Source organism: Pseudoalteromonas rubra, assembly GCF_005887115.1.
Lineage (GTDB): Bacteria > Pseudomonadota > Gammaproteobacteria > Enterobacterales > Alteromonadaceae > Pseudoalteromonas > Pseudoalteromonas rubra_F.
Genome location: NZ_PNCJ01000019.1, coordinates 124,822 through 143,109, shown reverse-complemented (window position 1 = coordinate 143,109; position 18,288 = coordinate 124,822). Strand labels below are relative to the sequence as shown.

The following is an 18,288-nucleotide window of genomic DNA, read 5'->3' as shown; positions in this document are numbered from 1 at the left end:
CATCAGTGATAACAGACTTTATATATGCTTAAATCATTCTACCTCCTTTATCGTACTCTTCTGGACAAAGTGTCTTTTCTGGATGGCGTTGCTCCTTTAATGCTCAGACTAATCTTGGCACCTGTCATGATCATTGCTGGATTCAGCAAACTGAATTTGACCAATACGGATCTTGTCTGGTGGCAGCGAGTGCTGGCCGATGAAAACGTCGTTGCCTGGTTTGGTAACGCGCAGTGGGGGCTTGGCTTACCTGCCCCAGACTTTTTAGCTTTTTTGGCTGGGTGGACGGAGTTTCTTGGAGGCTGGTTGCTATTGATAGGCCTGGCCACACGCCTGGTGTCTGTGCCACTTGCTGTGACTATGTTCGTCGCAGCAACTCAGGTGCACTGGCACAACGGCTGGTTTTCGGTGGCCCCAAGCAACCCAGATACCAGCGCTGCACAGGTATTTGCCTGGCTTGGAAGTGATGCTGCCGAGCAGAGCTTGGAAGCCAGTAAAGAGGTGGCAGAGCGGTTGTCCCGCATCAAAGAAATTGTTGAGGCCAATGGATTACCAGCATACCTTTATGAGTATGGAAACCCGGTGATCCTGAATAATGGCATTGAGTTTGCTGCCATTTACTTTGCGATGCTGATAAGCCTGATATTCACCGGCGGTGGGCGTTACGTCAGCCTTGATTACTGGATTCGAAAGTACTTGGAGCCCAATAAGAATTATTTGTCGTAAATGGTTTTTAGCAACTGCTACTAAACTTTTTGACCCTTGTCGCGTTAGAATAATGAGCGAACAAAATTTTTAGGAATTACAGATGGATGCCATTGAATTATTATTAACGCGACAATCAGACAGCAACTTGTCGTTTCCGGGGCCGAATGCAGATCAGCTTGAGGTGATAAAAAAAGCGGCGCTTAAGGTACCTGATCACGGTGGCCTAAAGCCATGGCGGTTTATTTTGGTCGAGGAGCAGGGCAGAGAGAAACTGGGAGAGATATTCTATCAAGCTGCAGTAGAGGAACAGCAAGAGCAACGCATTATCGACCGTGCAAAAGCACTGCCTGAACGTGCACCTATGCTGATCATTGCTGTTTCTCCTTATACGGAGCATCCCAAAGTGCCCAGAATCGAGCAAATTGAAAGCGCAGCCTGTAGCGTGTTTGCGATGCAGCAGGCGGCTTTTGCTCAGGGGTTATCCGGTGTCTGGAGAACAGGTTATTTTGCTCAGAGTGCATCTGTGAAGCGCCTGCTTGGCCTGAACGAACAGGATGAAATTATTGGCTATCTGTACCTGGGTACGCCGACAATTCAATGTACTAAGCCTGTCAGACATCAGCCAGAAGACTTTTTTACTCAGTTATAGTTAAATCGCCCCAGTATAGCGATGAGACTTAGTGTCAGGTTGGGGCGATTGCACCTTTCTTGTGCCTGGTCGATTTCAGGCGCATTCATCGTCTTTTAGGAAGGGTGGGCGTCTGACAAAGAAAATGCCGCCAGATGGCGGCATTGGGCTCAGATAGGAACTGTTTGTCTTTGGCTATTAGCATGTAAGATAAACAGAGCCTACAAACTTAGAAATATCCACGGATCCCTAACTTGAAGTTACGTCCTGGCAGCGGCGCTTGCTCTTTGATAAACGAGCTGTGTACGAAGCCCAGTTCATCTGTGATGTTGTCAACATTCACATAACCAACCAAGTCTACACCCGACAAGCTGAAATCATAACTGAAGCTGGCATTAAGCAAAGTATAGCTGTCCGTCTTCGTTTCTGACTGCGCCAGTTTGTCTTGTGTCATGTAATGCGTGGCGCTTAGCTCTGCTGAGAAATCTTCCAGCTCAAAACGGTAGCTTGTACCGAGCTTATTGGCTGGAATACGCGGCAGATATTCACCAGAGTCAAGCTCAGCTCTCAGGTGATCACCAAACACCTTGATGCGGTTACGGGCATCAATCTGATAGTGGGCATCAAACTCAAATCCGTATAGCTCTGCATCGGCGCTTTCGAACTGGTAGACAGGTAACGCACCATCATGGTGGTGGTCAGCCAGCTCTATTCCATGCTCGCCTGTGTACATATAACCTGTGTTGCGCTGGTAGTAGTAGTTCGAAACGTCATTGTAGAAAAAGTTAACCGTATAACCAAAATCACCAATGAAGCGTCTGAGGCTGATATCCAGGTTAGTCGATCTTTCCTGCTCTATATTTTCTGGCTCGAAATGAATCTCATCACCTTCGATGTGATAGCCAAGGCCAAGCTCATAGGTAGATGTCGCAATATGCAGGCCATTTGACAGCAGTTCGGCAGTCAGAGGCGCACGCTCAGAACGTGACAGGTTTACAGCAACATTTTGACCTTCTGCAAAATCATATACGGCGCCAATTGAAGCACTGAAGTTGGTGGTATCCAGTGTATAGTCGATAATTTCAGCCACATGTTCATCTTCATGACCTTCATGATCGTGCTCTTCGTGCTCATCATGATCATGTTCGTCGTGCTCATCGTGACCCGATGTAAAGTTGCTCGACAGTGCAAAGTCCTCAATGCGTGCGCCCAGCTCCAGAGTTACATCACCAAAACGACGTTCTTCCAGGACGTAAAAGGCATGTGTTTTGGTGTTGGTAGCAGGGGTGAATGCTTCCGCACCTTCTGCAGCATAGTCACTGTCAGAGAAGTGATAGCCAATAATGCCGTGCCACTCGCCCAGTCTGTGCTCGATATTGGTTCTCAGCTCAGTTGTTTCGTTAGTGAACGTTGTACCAACGGTACCGTGTTCAATCTCAGAGTGTTCATAATCGGTAAACCCTGCACGCACCTGAATAGACTCGATCCAGTTGTTATGCAATGCATAGTTAAATAGCGCCTGCCATCTGTCTTGTTTAACACGCGCGAAGACTGATTCTTCCTCTGCGCCATGTGCATGATCGTGCTCGTCTTCGCTATGGTCATCATGGTCATCGTGGTCGTCATGAGCATGTTCGTCGTGGTCATGGTCATCATGATCATGCTCGTCGCCATGGTCGTGATGTTCATGCGAGTGGGCAGGGATCCCATAGTCTGTTTCAATGCGACCGTACGACAAACCAACTGTCAGGTGATCGCCAACGAAGCTGGTACCGATATTAAACTGCTCAGAATCGATGAAGGTATTAGCTACACGCTCTGCGTACTCTGTTTCGCCGTGAGTCTCTTCACTGTGCTCGTCTTCACCATGCTCATGGTCGTCGTGATCATCATGGGCATGTTCATCGTGATCATGCTCATGATCTTCATGTTCTTCTCCTGGCAACGCAAAACGCGGTGTGTCGTAGTCGCCGCCTTTACGCGTTACGCCATCAAAGTGGAAGTTAAAACCGTCGTTGCCCGCTTCAAATAATGCTGCAACCGTATTGGTGTTTGAATTAGTGTCGTGGCTGAACTCAGCAGCGCCCTGAACACCCTCAATGACATCAGTGGGGATACGGTTATCTACCACATTAACTACACCACCAATAGCACCTGAGCCGTATAGTAATGTTGCTGGGCCGCGCAGCACTTCAATTTGCTGTGCTGCCAAAGAATCGTTGGTGTTTGCGTGATCAGGACCAACACGAGATGCGTCACTGCTGTCCAGGCCATTCTGAGTGATTTTAACGCGCGGACCGTCTAAGCCACGGATGATCGGACTTGAAGATACTGGTCCGAAATAACTGGCATTAATGCCAGGCAATTGCTTAAGGGTTTCGCCCAGTGTTGGTTTTGCACTGTTTTTAAGCTCATCACCACCTAACACGGCAACCGGTGATGCCATTTCGATGTTACTCTTGTGCAATGCAGAGGCATATACAACAACACTTTCTACCGAACTGGGTGCCAGTTTAACGGTCACGTAAGGAGAATCGGGGGAGACGTCAATGCGCTCATTGATAAAGTTGTCTTTGCTGACATGCAGCTGTGAATCCTGATCGACATTAATGCTAAACTGACCGTTAATATCAGTTTTCACGGACTGTGACTTACCGTGCAAATGTACGGTGGCATTAGGAACAGGTTGATTGTTGGTATCCAGCACTTTACCTTTCAGTTGTGCGGCAGAGGCTTGAGAGGAAAAAATTGCGCTGGTAATGGCAAATGTGATTAAAGACTGCTTAAACATAACACTCATTCTGGATTGTTTATACTTGCAATAATATAACACTGCATTATTGCGGTTTCAATGATGTTATACTATCTCTTTAAGTTTGCATTATTTTGACGGCTTCATATAGTTAAAGTAATAGGTTCAGGTACACATATCATGGCTGATCTCTTTGTTTTTAAAGTGCGGATGAACATTGCAGACTTGTTTCATCACTCACATCATCAGGAAGTGTTCACCGCAGCGTTGCAAAAAGCCGAAACGTTGGAGCATTTTGTGTTGAAGCTAATCGGTTTCTGTGGCTTATCGTACCTGGATAACGTGCACTGGCTGGGGGTGAAAGAGAAAAACCAACCCGACGTTTGGCTTGAAAATGCACACGGGCAAATCGACGTTGCGCTGTATGTTGGTGAGCCTAGCTTGAGCGAACTGCAAAAGTATCGTAAGCATGCAGATAAAGTGGTTTGTCTGGTAGCCGACGCAGACGCCTGGTACAAGGAACTCTCCCCCCATCTGATAGCGATGCAGGACATTCGAATTTTTTCTTTATCGGCGGACTTTGTGAGTCAGCTGGCTGGTGCGCTATCACGCAGTCTGCACTGGGATGTGATGATTGATAATGGCGTGATCAGCGTCAGTGATAAAGCAGACTACTATCAAAGTGAGATCATTAAACTACACTAGCTTAATGATCACATCGGTCACGGGCTTGCTGCAACAGAGCAAAATTTCTCCGTCACGCACAAACGCAAGTGGTTCCTGATTGTAGGCTATCTTTCCCCGGCAAAGCTTGGCACGACAAGCACCACAAAACCCCTCCCGGCATTGATAGGCAACCTCAACTTGATTCGCTTCTAGTGTAGCAAGGAGTGAAGGGGAGTGAGCCGCATGTAAAAGCGGCTCCTTTTCTGGGTCTAGAAAGATTTTTTTGACTGGCCTGTCTGTCATTACAGGTCAAAATCACCAAAGTCAGAGGCATCGACTTCTGAATCAATCTGGCCAACCAGGTATGAGCTAATCTCGGCTTCTTGTGGGGCAACCTGAACATTGTCAGAGACCAACCAGGCATTGATCCAGGGGATAGGGTTGCTGTTACTTTCAAATTGCGCAGGTAAACCCACCGCGGTCATGCGGACATTGGTGATGTATTCAACGTACTGGCACAGGATGTCTTTGTTCAGGCCAATCATAGAACCATCTTTGAACAGGTATTCTGCCCATTCTTTTTCCTGCTCTGCGGCTTCTACAAACATCTGAATTGCCTGCTCCTGACATTGCGCAGCAACGATGGCCATTTCAGGGTCGTCTTTGCCGTCTTGCATAATGTTCAGAATGTGCTGAGTACCAGACAAGTGCAACGCTTCATCGCGGGCGATCAGCTTGATGATTTTGGCATTACCTTCCATCAGCTCACGCTCAGCAAATGCAAATGAACAGGCAAAGCTCACATAAAAGCGGATGGCTTCCAGAATGTTCACCGACATAATGCACAGGTAGAGCATTTTTTTCAGCTCAAACAGATTAATATGCACTGTCTCGCCGTTGATTTCGTGCTTACCTTCGCCGTACAGATTGTACAGAGAGACCTTCTCGATTAACTCGTCATAGTGTTTAGTCACGGCCTCTGCACGCTCACTGATCTTATCGTTCTCGACGATATCATCGAAGATAAGTTCAGGCGATTTAGTCACATTACGAATAATATGTGTATAAGACCGACTGTGAATGGTTTCACTGAATGCCCAGGTTTCAATCCAGGTTTCCAACTCGGGGATAGATACAATAGGCAACAAAGCCACATTAGGTGAACGTCCCTGGACACTGTCTAACAGAGTTTGGTACTTCAGGTTACTCAGGAAAATGTGTTTTTCATGTTCGGGTAATGCCTGAAAGTCTAACCTGTCTTTGCTCACATCGACTTCTTCTGGTCGCCAGAAAAAAGACAACTGTTTTTCAATCAGCTTCTCGAAAATAGGGTACTTCTGCTGATCATAACGGGAGACATTAACAGACTGACCGAAAAACATCGGTTCCTGTAATTGATCGTTGTGGGTTCTGTTAAACGTAGAATACGACATAGATATTTCTCGACACCAAAAAAGAGCGGGTAAATTACCCGCTAACCATGATTAGATTTTACAAGCGCCGCCTGCACAATCATCGTCTTCAGCCTCAGGCTTCATTTCGTCCTGAGCATCCGATGCACCGTCACGGGTGTTGTGGTAATACAGGGTTTTTACACCCAGTTTGTATGCAGTAAGCAAATCTTTAAGCAACAGCTTCATAGGTACTTTACCACCCTCAAACTTAGTAGGGTCGTAGTTCGTGTTTGCTGAGATAGTTTGGTCAACAAACTTTTGCATAATACCTACCAGACCAAGGTAGCCATCGTTTGATGGGATATCCCATAGCAGCTCGTAGTTGCCCTTCAGTCGCTCGTACTCAGGCACAACTTGCTTTAGGATACCATCTTTACTGGCCTTAACGCTAATGTGACCGCGAGGTGGCTCGATGCCGTTAGTTGCATTTGAGATCTGTGAAGAGGTCTCAGATGGCATCAGTGCAGACAGGGTCGAGTTACGCATACCGTATTGCATGATGTCCTGACGCAGTGCGTCCCAGTCAAGGTGCAGTGGTTCGTTGCAGATATTGTCGACATCTTTCTTGTAGGTATCGATTGGCATAATGCCTTTTGCGTAAGTTGTCTCATTGAATTTAGGACATGCGCCGCGTTCCTGAGCCAGCTTGTTAGACGCTTTCATCAGGTAGTACTGAATCGCTTCAAACGTTCTGTGGGTCAGGCCGTTTGCACTGCCATCTGAGTATTTAACGCCATTTTTTGCCAGATAGTAAGCAAAGTTGATAACACCGATACCCAAAGTGCGACGACCCATAGTGGCATTTTTTGCAGCCGGTACAGGGTAGTCCTGGAAGTCCAGCAAGTTGTCCAGCGCACGAACAGCCAGCTCAGCAAGCTCTTCCAGCTCATCCAGGCTGCTAATAGCGCCGAGGTTAAACGCAGACAGAGTACATAATGCAATCTCGCCTTCTTCATCATTTACATGACTGAGCGGTTTAGTGGGCAGTGCAATTTCAAGGCACAGGTTAGACTGGCGGATAGGTGCAACTTTGGCATCAAACGGACTATGCGTGTTGCAGTGATCTACGTTTTGCAGGTAGATACGACCCGTGCTTGCACGTTCCTGCGCAAACATAGAGAACAGCTCAAGTGCCTTTATGCGCTTTTTACGGATAGACTCGTCTTGTTCGTATTGCACATACAAGCGCTCAAATTTGTCTTGGTCTTCAAAGAAAGCATCGTACAGGCCTGGGACATCCGACGGGCTGAACAAAGTGATGTAGTCATCTTTAATCAGGCGAGAGTACATGGTTTTATTGAACTGAACCCCATAGTCGAGGTGTCTGACTCGATTTTCCTCAACACCACGGTTGTTCTTCAGAACCAACAGGTTTTCAACTTCAAGGTGCCAAAGCGGGTAGAACAGCGTTGCTGCACCACCACGTACACCACCCTGTGAGCAGCTTTTAACAGCCGTCTGGAAGTGTTTGTAGAATGGAATACAACCAGTATGGAAAGCCTCTCCGTTACGGATAGGGCTGCCCAGAGCACGGATCCGGCCCGCATTGACGCCGATCCCAGCGCGCTGGCTGACGTATTTTACGATTGCTGATGAAGTAGCGTTAATCGAATCCAGGCTGTCTGCTGTTTCAATCAGGACGCATGAACTGAATTGACGCGTTGGCGTACGTACACCAGACATAATAGGTGTAGGCAACGAAATTTTGAACTGCGATACCGCATCGTAAAAGCGCTTGATGTAGTCAAGGCGCGTTTCTTTTGGATAATCTGAGAAAAGACTGGCAGCAACCAGAATATACAGGAACTGAGCGCTCTCATAGATTTCGCCAGTCACACGGTTCTGTACCAGATATTTACCTTCAAGTTGTTTTACCGCTGCATAACTGAACGACATATCACGATCGTGATCTAGAAAGTCGTTAAGTTGCTCATATTCTTCACGGGTATAATCAGTCAGCAGACCAGCATCATAGCGCTTGTCTTCAACCAGTTTTGTGACGTGGTCGTAGAGGTGAGGCGGTTCGAACTGACCATAGGCCTTTTTGCGCAAATGGAATACCGCCAGACGTGCCGCGAGATATTGGTAATCTGGTGTGTCTTTTGAAATAAGGTCGGCAGCTGCTTTGATGATAGTTTCATGAATGTCTTCTGTGCGAATACCATCATAAAACTGAATGTGAGACTTAAGCTCTACCTGAGAAACCGATACGTTATTCAGGCCTTCGGCAGCCCAGTTTATCACTCGATGAATTTTATCTAAATCAAGCGGCTCTTTACGGCCGTTTCGTTTACTGACAGATAATTGTTGGTTCATAGCTACGCCTGTATTCCCCCGGAATGCGGTAATTTTCATCGCATATTCATAATTGCTTAGCATTTCACCACTATATATGGTGTCCGCTAGAAAGAGGATCACAAGATAGTGGGGTTAGCGTCATTTTGCAATAGAACAACTTTCTATGGATTGTGGATAACATAGGGATAATATTTTTATGTTAGCAAACACTAACCTTCTGCTATCCAACGACGCTGTAAGCAAAAAAAAATCAACTCGCACCAGCCGATTTTTCGCTTTTTTTAAGAAATTTTCGCAAACTGCGCGACTGTTTTTTTTCTGCGCAAGTTTGTACTCAATATAGTATAAAACACAATATATAGTGGTGTTTTTTTACTACTGGCACTAAATATGAGGAAAGATCGATTCTGGGTTAGTAAGATCCAGATCCGCAGACCAGCTTTGTGCCTCTTCCAGGGATGGAATGAAACCCCATAAGGCGGCGGCTGATCTCATCCCTGCGGCTTTGGCTGCGGCAATATCGCGAGCAGCGTCCCCCACATATATACACTGCTCAGGGTTAACCCCTAGTTTCTCCGCCACAAGCAGTAGCGGTTCAGGGTGGGGTTTAGCAACTTCTAAGGTATCGCCACAGACAACAACCTCAATGTCCCTGAGCACGGTGATTTGTGCCAGTAAGGGTAGGGTCAGAAAAGTTGGCTTATTGGTCATTATGCCTGTTTTGATCCCTTTATGTGCAAGAGTCTCTAATAAAGACTCAACGCCTGTAAAACAGTGAGAGTGAACCGCCAGATTCTGTGCATAGTAGTCGAGCACTTCCTGCTTGAGGGTTTCGAAGTCGAATTCGCTTAGTTTATTACCGAAGCCCACTTCCAATAATGCTTTCACACCATTTGAGATAGCGGGACTGTAAACAGCAGGTTCTACTTGCGGCATGCCATGTCTTTGCAAGACATCGTTAAGTGCGGCGCCCAGGTCATCACTGGTATCAAGCAAGGTACCATCGAGGTCAAAAATTACAGCTTGTGTCATGCGAGTTTCTCGAAGTGGAGGAGGTAATTCACACTGACGTCATCGCTCAGTGTAAAAGTTTTTCCAAAGGGGTTGTAGTTGATCCCCGCAGCGCGGCGTATCTTCAGCCCTTCGGCTTCTGCCCAGCCAATTAAAGTAGAAGGGCGAATGAACTTATTATGGTCATGGGTACCCGGCGGCACCATCTTCAGTACACGCTCTGCGGCAACAACGGCCAGCAAAAAGGCTTTGTGGGTCTTATTCAGTGTGGAGAAAAACACATCGGCGCCGGGCTTGGCTGCTTTTGCCACTGCCGCAACAATAGAGGCCGGGTCGGGCACATGCTCAAGCATTTCCATGCAAGTGACGACATCAAACTGTTCACTGTGATGCGCTGCGAACTCTTCGGCTGAAATTTTGCGATAATCAATGGCGACTCCGGCTTCAAGCGCGTGTAACTTGGCTACATTGAGCGGCTCCTGGCCAAGGTCGATACCATGCGCTTTGGCACCCATTTTGGCCATGCTTTCCGTCAGAATGCCACCGCCACAGCCTACATCCAGTACTTTTTTCTCAAACAAGCCACCACTACGATCATTGATAAAGTCTAATCGTAGCGGATTGATGTCATGCAAAGGTTTAAATTCACCGTCGCGGTCCCACCAGCGCTCAGCTATCTCTTCAAACTTGGCAATTTCACTTAAATCTACATTTTGATGTTCGGTCATAAAAAACTTCCTCGTTGAACTGAGGGCATTCTATCGGTATTGGATGAAATTTCCGAGTCATTTAGCCACTGCATTAACCCAGAAACTATGATAGTATCCCCAGTCGAACTAATAATAATTGAGCCTTTTGATGTCCATAGTGTGACACAAAAGGGAAAGACTCTGAAGGAAAGTGGTATTAAATGACTGATCTTGCCAATGAAATCCTCCCGGTCAATATCGAAGATGAATTGAAAAATTCCTACCTTGATTACGCGATGAGCGTTATCGTTGGACGTGCGTTACCGGATGTCCGCGATGGCCTGAAGCCTGTACACCGTCGCGTGTTATTTGCAATGAACGAGTTGCGTAACGACTGGAACAAACCTTATAAGAAATCAGCCCGTGTTGTGGGCGACGTGATCGGTAAATACCACCCGCACGGTGATAGTGCGGTTTACGATACTATAGTTCGTATGGCACAACCGTTTTCACTGCGTTACATGCTGGTAGATGGCCAGGGTAACTTCGGTTCAGTCGATGGTGACTCGGCGGCGGCAATGCGTTATACCGAAGTGCGTATGGCGAAAATGTCTCACGAGCTATTGGCAGACTTGGAAAAAGAGACCGTAGATTATGTGCCTAACTATGATGGCACAGAGCAAATTCCTGATGTACTGCCAACAAAAGTCCCCAATCTGTTGGTGAATGGTTCGTCTGGTATCGCGGTTGGTATGGCGACAAACATTCCGCCTCACAACCTGACAGAAGTAATCAACGGCTGTCTGGCTGTGATCCAAAACCCGGACATCACAATCGATGAGCTGATTGATTATATCCCGGGTCCGGATTTCCCGACCGCAGCTATCATTAATGGTAAGAAAGGCATTGAGCAGGCTTATAAAACCGGCCGTGGTAAAGTCTATATTCGTGCCCGCGCAGAAATCGAAACCGACGAAAAAACTGGCAAAGAAACCATCATCGTCAATGAGATCCCATATCAGGTTAACAAAGCGCGTTTGATTGAAAAAATCGCTGAGCTGGTAAAAGATAAAAAGGTGGAAGGGATCAGCGCACTACGTGACGAATCTGACAAAGACGGTATGCGTATCGTTATCGAGATTAAACGTGGTGAAGTGGGCGAAGTTGTTCTGAACAATCTGTATGCCCAAACTCAGCTACAAACTGTGTTTGGTATCAACATGGTTGCGCTGGATAACAATCAGCCGAAGTGTTTCAACCTCAAAGAAATGCTTGAAGCCTTTATTGTACACCGTCGTGAAGTGGTAACGCGTCGTACCGTTTATGACTTGCGTAAAGCTCGCGACCGCGCACATACGCTAGAAGGTTTGGCGATTGCACTGGCAAACATCGACCCTATTATTGAGCTTATTCGTAAGTCACCGACTCCGGCAGAAGCAAAAGCAGCACTAACCGCACGTTCATGGGAGCTGGGTTCAGTACGTTCTATGCTGGAGCGTGCTGGCGAGGAGAACGTGGCGCGTCCAGACTGGCTTGATGCTGAACTGGGGATCCGTGATGGACAGTACTATCTGTCAGAGCAACAAGCTCAGGCTATTCTTGATTTACGCTTACACAAGCTAACAGGCCTTGAGCATGAAAAGATATTGGGTGAATACCAGGAGCTACTGGATCTAATTGCAGAGCTGCTATTTATTTTGTCTTCACCTGATCGTCTGATGGAAGTGATCCGTGACGAGCTGGCGGAAATAAAAGAAAACTATGGCGATGACCGTCGTACCGAAATTTCTGCGGCAGCGCATGATATTAGCCTGGAAGATCTAATCAACGAAGAAGATGTGGTTGTGACCTTGTCTCACGAGGGCTATGTGAAATATCAGCCTCTGTCTGATTACGAAGCGCAGCGTCGCGGCGGTAAAGGTAAAGCTGCAACTAAGATGAAGGATGAGGACTTCATTGAACGTCTGTTGGTTGCTAATACCCACGACACTATCTTGTGTTTCTCAACATCAGGACGCTTGTACTGGTTGAAAGTGTATCAATTACCACTGGCATCGCGCGCTGCACGTGGTAAACCAATCGTAAACTTACTGCCACTGGAAGCCGATGAGCGTATCACCACGATTCTGCCGGTTAAACAGTATGAAGACGATAAATTTGTACTGATGGCGACGGCCAATGGTGTAGTGAAGAAGACGCCACTGACGGCATACAGCCGCCAACGTGCAAGTGGGATTATCGCTATCAACCTAAATGACGGTGATAACCTGATCGGTGCAGATATCACTGATGGCACAAACGACATCATGCTATTCACTGACCATGGTAAAGTCGTTCGCTTCAACGAGAAGCTGCGCGATTCAGAAACCGGTGAAGTGAAGATTGACCCTGAAACAGGTGAAGAAATGCTGGCATTGCGTCCAATGGGTCGCACTGCAACAGGTGTTCGCGGTATCAAGATGCCAGATGATGTGAAAGTTGTTTCGTTAATTGTACCTAAGAATGACGGCGCCATTCTGACCGTGACTGAAAACGGTTATGGTAAGCGTACGCCACTCGACGAATACCCAGCTAAGAGTCGTGCAACCCAGGGGGTTGTGTCAATTAAGGTGACTGAGCGTAACGGCCGTGTAGTTGGCGCTGTTCAGGTTCAGGACAACGACGAGATCATGCTGATTTCGAACCGAGGCACACTGGTACGTACCCGAGTGAACGAAGTATCGACAGTTGGACGTAATACGCAGGGCGTTATTCTGATCAGAACGGTTGACGACGAGCAGGTAGTTGGTTTACAACGTATCGAAGAGATCGAAATCGACGACACCCTGGAAGGGGAAGCAGAGCTTGTTGAAACGCCTGACACTGACGAGCAGGCACCGGAGTAATCTGGTTCAAGACAAAAAAGCGGCTTAGGCCGCTTTTTTATTCTCCGACATCTAGATTCTGGGCACACAACACCATACAACGTGTGTCCATAAAAAATAATTAAGTACACTGCCTGGTGCAGTATAAAAACTGGAATGAGGAAACTATGAGCGTTTATAACTTTTGTGCAGGGCCGGCAATGTTGCCACCTGCTGTTATGAAAAAAGCCCAACAAGAATTTATTAACTGGCAAAACCTGGGGGTCTCTGTGATGGAGATCAGCCACCGTTCGGCACCGTTTTTAGAACTGGCACGCGAATGCGAAGCAAGCCTGCGCCGTTTGATGAATATCTCGGATGAATTCGAAGTGCTGTTCATGCACGGTGGTGGTCGCGGCCATTTTGCGGCAGTGCCTCTCAATCTGCACCTGGATGATGCGCCCGGTGTTTATATTGAAAATGGTATATGGTCCTGCGGGGCGACCAAAGAAGGTCAGAAGTTCACTCAGGTTGAAGCGATTGATATTCGTCGCGATCAGGATGGCGTTTTTGATGTACTGCCTGTGTCACAGTGGGATTTACCTGAAAATGCAGCATATATTCATTATTGCCCTAATGAAACCATTGATGGCATAGAGTTATTTGAGGTACCAAAGCATCCAACCGCGCCGATTGTCGCAGACATGTCATCTAATATTCTGTCGCGTGAAATGAACGTGGATGACTTTGATTTGATTTACGCTGGCGCACAGAAAAACATTGGTCCATCAGGGTTGAGTATTGCAATTGTGCGTAAGACTCTGCTTGAACGAAAAGGCCTGCCAAGACCTGCAATTCTGGATTACGCGATTGAAGCGCAACAGCAAAGTATGTACAACACGCCACCTACGTTTGCCTGGTACCTGGCCGCTGAGGTCTTTAAATATCTGGAGTCAATTGGTGGTGTTAAGGCGATGGAAGCACACAATAAAGAGAAAGCAGCGCTTCTGTATGATTACATCGACAGCTCGTCTTTCTATATGAACAAAGTTGCTAAACACTGTCGCTCCTTGATGAATGTACCATTTTGGCTGCACGATGAGACATTGAATGAAAAGTTTCTGACACAAGCGCAGGAAAATGGCCTGATTGCATTGGAAGGCCACCGTTTTGTAGGCGGCATGCGAGCCAGTATCTACAATGCCATGCCTATAGAGGGGATCAAAGCCTTGATCGCATTTATGGAAAAATTTGCCCGGGAGAATAGCTGATGGAGCAACTCAGGCTAAACGCGATTAACAAAGTGAACGGCAGCGTTACCTTGCCGGGATCTAAGAGCCTGTCAAACCGGGTTTTATTACTGGCGGCCTTGTGTGATGGTGTGACAGAGGTGAATAATTTGCTCGACAGTGACGATATTCGTCATATGTTGTTAGCACTTGCAGAGATGGGCGTGAATGTTGAGTTAAGTGCGGATAAGACGTCTGCTCGTGTGTATGGTCAGGGTGGACGTTTCAAAACACCGTCTGAAGCTTTGTTTTTGGGTAACGCGGGAACTGCATTCAGGCCACTGACTGCCGTACTGGCGGCATCAAAGGGCCAGTTCACCTTGATAGGTGAACCCAGAATGGAGGAACGTCCTATTGGCCACCTTGTTGATGCATTACATACCTTAGGCGCAGACATAAAATATCTGAAAAATAAAGACTACCCACCACTGCAGGTCAATGGAGGAGCAATTGAAGGTGGTGATGTTGAAATAGACGGAAGTATATCAAGTCAATTTTTAACCGCGTTGCTTATGGCTGCTCCACTTTTTGTAAAGGATACAACCATCCGCATCAAAGGTGAGCTCGTTTCAAAACCTTACATAGACATCACACTGGGTGTAATGGCGCAGTTTGGCGTCACGGTTGAGCATGATAACTATCAGGTATTTCATGTTAAAGGCCAGCAGGGTTATGTTTCTCCAGGCAGTATCATGGTTGAAGGGGATGCATCGTCGGCATCTTACTTTATTGCCGCAGCTGCCATCGCCGGCGGTGAAATCGAAATCAATGGTGTCGGGCGTAAGAGTGTTCAGGGAGATATCGGCTTTGCTTCTGTGATGGAGCAAGTAGGTGCGGTTATTGACTGGCATGACGAAAAGTTGGTGGTACGTAAAGGTGAACTCAACGGGGTTGATATTGACGCCAACGCGATTCCTGATGCTGCAATGACATTGGCGACCGTTGCCTTGTTTGCAAAAGGCAAAACAGCAATTCGCAACATCTATAACTGGCGTGTGAAAGAAACGGATCGTTTGTACGCGATGGCAACGGAGCTTAAAAAGGTTGGTGCTGAGGTGATAGAAGGGCACGATTTCATCGAAATCACTCCGCCTGAGGCTTTTCACCTGGCTGAGATCGATACCTATAATGACCACCGTATTGCCATGTGTTTTTCAATGGTGGCAGTAGGTGGGGTGGATGTGATCATTAACGACCCCGGCTGTACGGCGAAAACCTTTCCAACTTATTTTGACGTTTTGTCTTCGGTTAGTCAGTAACATCGAACTGGCTGTTTAGTCGTTTTAGATAACTGATATTTGTCCGCACTCTGGTAACTTGTTCCCGATGAACAGGTTGCCAGAGTGCGTTTTCACGCTGTAAATTTAAAATCAAACAAAAAGTTACATGTCAATAAGGATCTATTCAGCAAACTTGCGTATAATACTGCCGTTAATTTTTGGTGTGCATTTCGGGAGGTTTAAATGCAGGCTGCAATGCCAGTAATCACCGTAGACGGTCCAAGCGGCTCAGGTAAAGGAACGGTTTGTCGTTTACTTGCCGAAAAGCTCGATTGGGACGTGTTGGATAGTGGCGCTATTTATCGCGTTTTATCTTTGGCCGCTATTCATCATCATATTGCACTCGATAACGAAGAGGCTTTAGTCCCTCTGGCCGCGAATCTGGATGTTCAGTTTCCAATCGATGGCGTTACGAAAAAAATTAAAGTGATCCTTGAAGGTGAGGACGTTACACATACCATCCGTAATGAGGAAGTGGGCGCAGCCGCGTCAAAAATAGCCGCTTTACCCCGGGTTCGTGAAGCGCTACTGCGTCGCCAAAGAGCATTTCGCAGTGAAAGTGGTCTGATTGCCGATGGCAGAGATATGGGCACTATCGTTTTCCCAAAAGCTGAATTGAAAATTTATTTAACAGCCAGTGCACAAGAGCGTGCAAAGCGTCGTTATCTGGAGTTGAAGGATAAAGGCCTGGATGTTACACTAGATGGTCTTTTAAGCGAGATTGAAGCTCGTGATGACCGTGATATGAACCGCAAAGTCGCGCCTTTGGTGCCTGCGGATGACGCTATCGTGGTCGATACAACAGAACTGGATGCTGAACAAGTGTTTGCGAAAGTAACCACTTTGGTTCAAGAGGCGATTGCCTCCGGCAAATTGCCCGCATCGTTCTAGATATTTTTACTGCGTTGGCAGGACGCCGACGTTATATTAACCACCCCATGCAGCATGGTTGCTAATTGGAATGTTTATTTATGAGACGTATTTAGTATGTCAGAAAATTTTGCGCAGTTATTTGAAGAAAGCCTAAAGGGTTTTGAAGCAGAGCAAGGCTCTATCGTTAAAGGTACAGTTATTTCAATCGAGAACAACATTGTTCTTGTTGATGCCGGCCTTAAGTCTGAAAGTGCAATCCCTGCAGAGCAATTCAAAAATGCTGCTGGTGAACTAGAAGTTGCTGTTGGCGACGAAGTAGATGTTGCACTAGACGCAATCGAAGATGGTTTCGGTGAAACTATTCTTTCTCGTGAGAAAGCGAAGCGTCACGAAGCTTGGATCCGCCTTGAGAAAGCTTGTGAAGAACAAGAAACTGTTGTTGGTATCATCAACGGTAAAGTTAAAGGTGGTTTCACTGTTGAAGTTGATTCAATCCGTGCATTCCTACCTGGTTCACTTGTTGACGTTCGTCCAGTACGTGACACAACACACCTTGAAGGTAAAGAGCTTGAGTTCAAAGTAATCAAGCTTGACCAGAAGCGTAACAACGTAGTTGTTTCTCGTCGTGCTGTTATCGAGTCTGAAAACTCACAAGAGCGTGAAGAGCTGCTGGCTAACCTTGTTGAAGGTCAAGAAGTTAAAGGTATCGTTAAGAACCTTACAGACTACGGTGCGTTCGTAGATCTGGGCGGTGTTGACGGTCTACTTCACATCACTGACATGGCTTGGAAGCGCGTTAAGCACCCAAGTGAAATCGTAAATGTTGGTGACGAGATCGCTGTTAAAGTACTTAAGTTCGACAAAGAGAAGACACGTGTTTCTCTAGGCCTTAAGCAACTTGGCGAAGATCCTTGGGCAGCTATCGCTGGTCGTTACCCAGAAGGCGCTAAGCTAACTGGTCGTGTTACTAACCTAACTGACTACGGTTGTTTCGTTGAAATCGAAGAAGGCGTAGAAGGTCTGGTACACGTATCTGAAATGGACTGGACTAACAAGAACATCCACCCTTCAAAAGTTGTTTCACTAGGTGACACTGTTGAAGTGATGGTTCTTGAAATCGACGAAGAGCGTCGTCGTATTTCTCTTGGTCTTAAGCAGTGTAAAGCTAACCCTTGGCAGGAATTTGCTCGTCTACAGAACAAAGGCGACCAAGTTACTGGTAAGATCAAGTCAATCACTGATTTCGGTATCTTCATCGGTCTTGACGGTGGTATCGACGGTCTTGTACACCTGTCTGACATTTCTTGGAACACGCCAGGCGAAGAAGCTGTACGTGAATACAAGAAAGGCGACGAGATCTCTGCAATCGTTCTTCAGGTTGACCCAGAGCGTGAGCGTATCTCTCTAGGCGTTAAGCAAATCGAAGCTGATCCTTTCAATAACTACCTAGACGCAAACAAAAAAGGTGCTATTGTTAAAGGTAAAGTGACAGACGTTGACGCGAAAGGCGCAACTGTAGAGCTTATCGAAGGCGTTGAAGGCTACATCCGTGTTGCTGACATCGCACAAGAGCGCATCGAAGACGCAACTAGCGTTGTTTCTGCAGGCGACGAAATTGAAGCTAAATTTGTAGGTGTTGATCGTAAGAACCGTACTATCAGCCTATCTGTTAAAGCTATCTTCGAAGCTGAAGAGAAAGAAGCGCTTGAGAAGCTGAAGAAAGAAGAGCCAGCATTTGAAAATGCAATGGCTGCAGCTTTCAAAAACGCTCAAAAAGACTAATATTCAGTCTTGAAT

At 46.7% G+C, this 18,288-nt stretch carries 14 protein-coding genes; 8 read left to right on the top strand and 6 right to left on the bottom strand.

Translation table 11 applies throughout. The annotated features are described in order from the left end of the window. Positions 1-24 precede the first annotated feature (24 nt). Together CWB98_RS14935 and CWB98_RS14930 are read left to right on the top strand one after the other, a co-directional pair. Positions 25-726, top strand: a complete 702-nt coding sequence (locus CWB98_RS14935) for an HvfX family Cu-binding RiPP maturation protein (RefSeq protein WP_138545579.1) — start codon at positions 25-27, stop codon at positions 724-726. Between the two features lie 82 nt (positions 727-808). Then, positions 809-1,357, top strand: a complete 549-nt coding sequence (locus CWB98_RS14930) for an NAD(P)H nitroreductase (RefSeq protein WP_138545578.1) — start codon at positions 809-811, stop codon at positions 1,355-1,357. Positions 1,358-1,565: 208 nt separating this feature from the next. On the opposite strand, the gene CWB98_RS14925 is transcribed toward CWB98_RS14930, so the two are convergent. Then, positions 1,566-4,127, bottom strand: coding sequence for a TonB-dependent receptor (locus tag CWB98_RS14925; RefSeq protein ID WP_138545577.1), 2,562 nt, complete (start codon positions 4,125-4,127; stop codon positions 1,566-1,568). A 141-nt stretch (positions 4,128-4,268) separates the two neighbouring features. On the opposite strand from CWB98_RS14925, the gene CWB98_RS14920 reads away from it, so the two are divergent. Next, positions 4,269-4,793: a YaeQ family protein gene (locus tag CWB98_RS14920; RefSeq protein WP_138545576.1), complete on the top strand. Its 525-nt coding sequence runs from the start codon at positions 4,269-4,271 to the stop codon at positions 4,791-4,793. On the opposite strand, the gene yfaE is transcribed toward CWB98_RS14920, so the two are convergent. From yfaE to ubiG, 5 genes are all read right to left on the bottom strand, one after another. Beyond that, complete coding sequence (gene yfaE / locus CWB98_RS14915) at positions 4,785-5,057, bottom strand: class I ribonucleotide reductase maintenance protein YfaE (protein ID WP_046004362.1); 273 nt, start codon at positions 5,055-5,057, stop codon at positions 4,785-4,787. The two genes, CWB98_RS14920 and yfaE, sit on opposite strands and share 9 nt — an antisense overlap. Beyond that, a complete protein-coding gene (nrdB, locus tag CWB98_RS14910; RefSeq protein ID WP_125717593.1) occupies positions 5,057-6,187 on the bottom strand; it encodes a class Ia ribonucleoside-diphosphate reductase subunit beta in 1,131 nt (376 codons plus the stop codon). Before nrdB ends, yfaE begins: the two co-directional genes overlap by 1 nt. A gap of 51 nt (positions 6,188-6,238) precedes the next feature. Continuing rightward, positions 6,239-8,524 carry a class 1a ribonucleoside-diphosphate reductase subunit alpha gene (gene nrdA / locus CWB98_RS14905; protein ID WP_138545575.1) on the bottom strand — a complete coding sequence of 762 codons (2,286 nt, stop codon included), beginning with the start codon at positions 8,522-8,524 and terminating at the stop codon, positions 6,239-6,241. Positions 8,525-8,890: 366 nt separating this feature from the next. Next, positions 8,891-9,538: an HAD family hydrolase gene (locus tag CWB98_RS14900; RefSeq protein ID WP_138545574.1), complete on the bottom strand. Its 648-nt coding sequence runs from the start codon at positions 9,536-9,538 to the stop codon at positions 8,891-8,893. Beyond that, complete coding sequence (ubiG, locus tag CWB98_RS14895; RefSeq protein WP_138545573.1) at positions 9,535-10,245, bottom strand: bifunctional 2-polyprenyl-6-hydroxyphenol methylase/3-demethylubiquinol 3-O-methyltransferase UbiG; 711 nt, start codon at positions 10,243-10,245, stop codon at positions 9,535-9,537. Before ubiG ends, CWB98_RS14900 begins: the two co-directional genes overlap by 4 nt. A 182-nt stretch (positions 10,246-10,427) precedes the next feature. Between ubiG and gyrA the strand changes: the two genes are divergently transcribed. From gyrA to rpsA, 5 genes are all read left to right on the top strand, one after another. Then, positions 10,428-13,091 carry a DNA topoisomerase (ATP-hydrolyzing) subunit A gene (gene gyrA, locus CWB98_RS14890; RefSeq protein WP_138545572.1) on the top strand — a complete coding sequence of 888 codons (2,664 nt, stop codon included), beginning with the start codon at positions 10,428-10,430 and terminating at the stop codon, positions 13,089-13,091. A gap of 146 nt (positions 13,092-13,237) precedes the next feature. Continuing rightward, a complete protein-coding gene (gene serC, locus CWB98_RS14885; protein WP_138545571.1) occupies positions 13,238-14,320 on the top strand; it encodes a 3-phosphoserine/phosphohydroxythreonine transaminase in 1,083 nt (360 codons plus the stop codon). Further along, positions 14,320-15,597: a 3-phosphoshikimate 1-carboxyvinyltransferase gene (aroA, locus tag CWB98_RS14880; protein ID WP_138545570.1), complete on the top strand. Its 1,278-nt coding sequence runs from the start codon at positions 14,320-14,322 to the stop codon at positions 15,595-15,597. The genes serC and aroA overlap by 1 nt, the downstream gene beginning before the upstream one ends. A 204-nt stretch (positions 15,598-15,801) precedes the next feature. Further along, positions 15,802-16,509 (top strand): (d)CMP kinase, encoded by a 708-nt coding sequence (gene cmk, locus CWB98_RS14875; RefSeq protein WP_138545569.1) that lies wholly within the window; start codon positions 15,802-15,804, stop codon positions 16,507-16,509. 96 nt (positions 16,510-16,605) lie between these two features. Beyond that, complete coding sequence (gene rpsA / locus CWB98_RS14870; protein WP_010384522.1) at positions 16,606-18,273, top strand: 30S ribosomal protein S1; 1,668 nt, start codon at positions 16,606-16,608, stop codon at positions 18,271-18,273. Positions 18,274-18,288 lie beyond the last annotated feature (15 nt).

Excerpts from the sequence above, each read along its gene's own strand:
- nrdB (WP_125717593.1), bottom strand. The coding sequence starts at position 6,187 with ATGTCGTATTCTACGTTTAACAGAACCCACAACGATCAATTACAGGAA.
- CWB98_RS14920 (WP_138545576.1), top strand. The coding sequence starts at position 4,269 with ATGGCTGATCTCTTTGTTTTTAAAGTGCGGATGAACATTGCAGACTTG.
- gyrA (WP_138545572.1), top strand. The coding sequence starts at position 10,428 with ATGACTGATCTTGCCAATGAAATCCTCCCGGTCAATATCGAAGATGAA.
- CWB98_RS14930 (WP_138545578.1), top strand. The coding sequence starts at position 809 with ATGGATGCCATTGAATTATTATTAACGCGACAATCAGACAGCAACTTG.
- yfaE (WP_046004362.1), bottom strand. The coding sequence starts at position 5,057 with ATGACAGACAGGCCAGTCAAAAAAATCTTTCTAGACCCAGAAAAGGAG.
- serC (WP_138545571.1), top strand. The coding sequence starts at position 13,238 with ATGAGCGTTTATAACTTTTGTGCAGGGCCGGCAATGTTGCCACCTGCT.
- ubiG (WP_138545573.1), bottom strand. The coding sequence starts at position 10,245 with ATGACCGAACATCAAAATGTAGATTTAAGTGAAATTGCCAAGTTTGAA.
- CWB98_RS14900 (WP_138545574.1), bottom strand. The coding sequence starts at position 9,538 with ATGACACAAGCTGTAATTTTTGACCTCGATGGTACCTTGCTTGATACC.
- CWB98_RS14935 (WP_138545579.1), top strand. The coding sequence starts at position 25 with ATGCTTAAATCATTCTACCTCCTTTATCGTACTCTTCTGGACAAAGTG.
- CWB98_RS14925 (WP_138545577.1), bottom strand. The coding sequence starts at position 4,127 with ATGTTTAAGCAGTCTTTAATCACATTTGCCATTACCAGCGCAATTTTT.
- rpsA (WP_010384522.1), top strand. The coding sequence starts at position 16,606 with ATGTCAGAAAATTTTGCGCAGTTATTTGAAGAAAGCCTAAAGGGTTTT.
- cmk (WP_138545569.1), top strand. The coding sequence starts at position 15,802 with ATGCAGGCTGCAATGCCAGTAATCACCGTAGACGGTCCAAGCGGCTCA.
- nrdA (WP_138545575.1), bottom strand. The coding sequence starts at position 8,524 with ATGAACCAACAATTATCTGTCAGTAAACGAAACGGCCGTAAAGAGCCG.
- aroA (WP_138545570.1), top strand. The coding sequence starts at position 14,320 with ATGGAGCAACTCAGGCTAAACGCGATTAACAAAGTGAACGGCAGCGTT.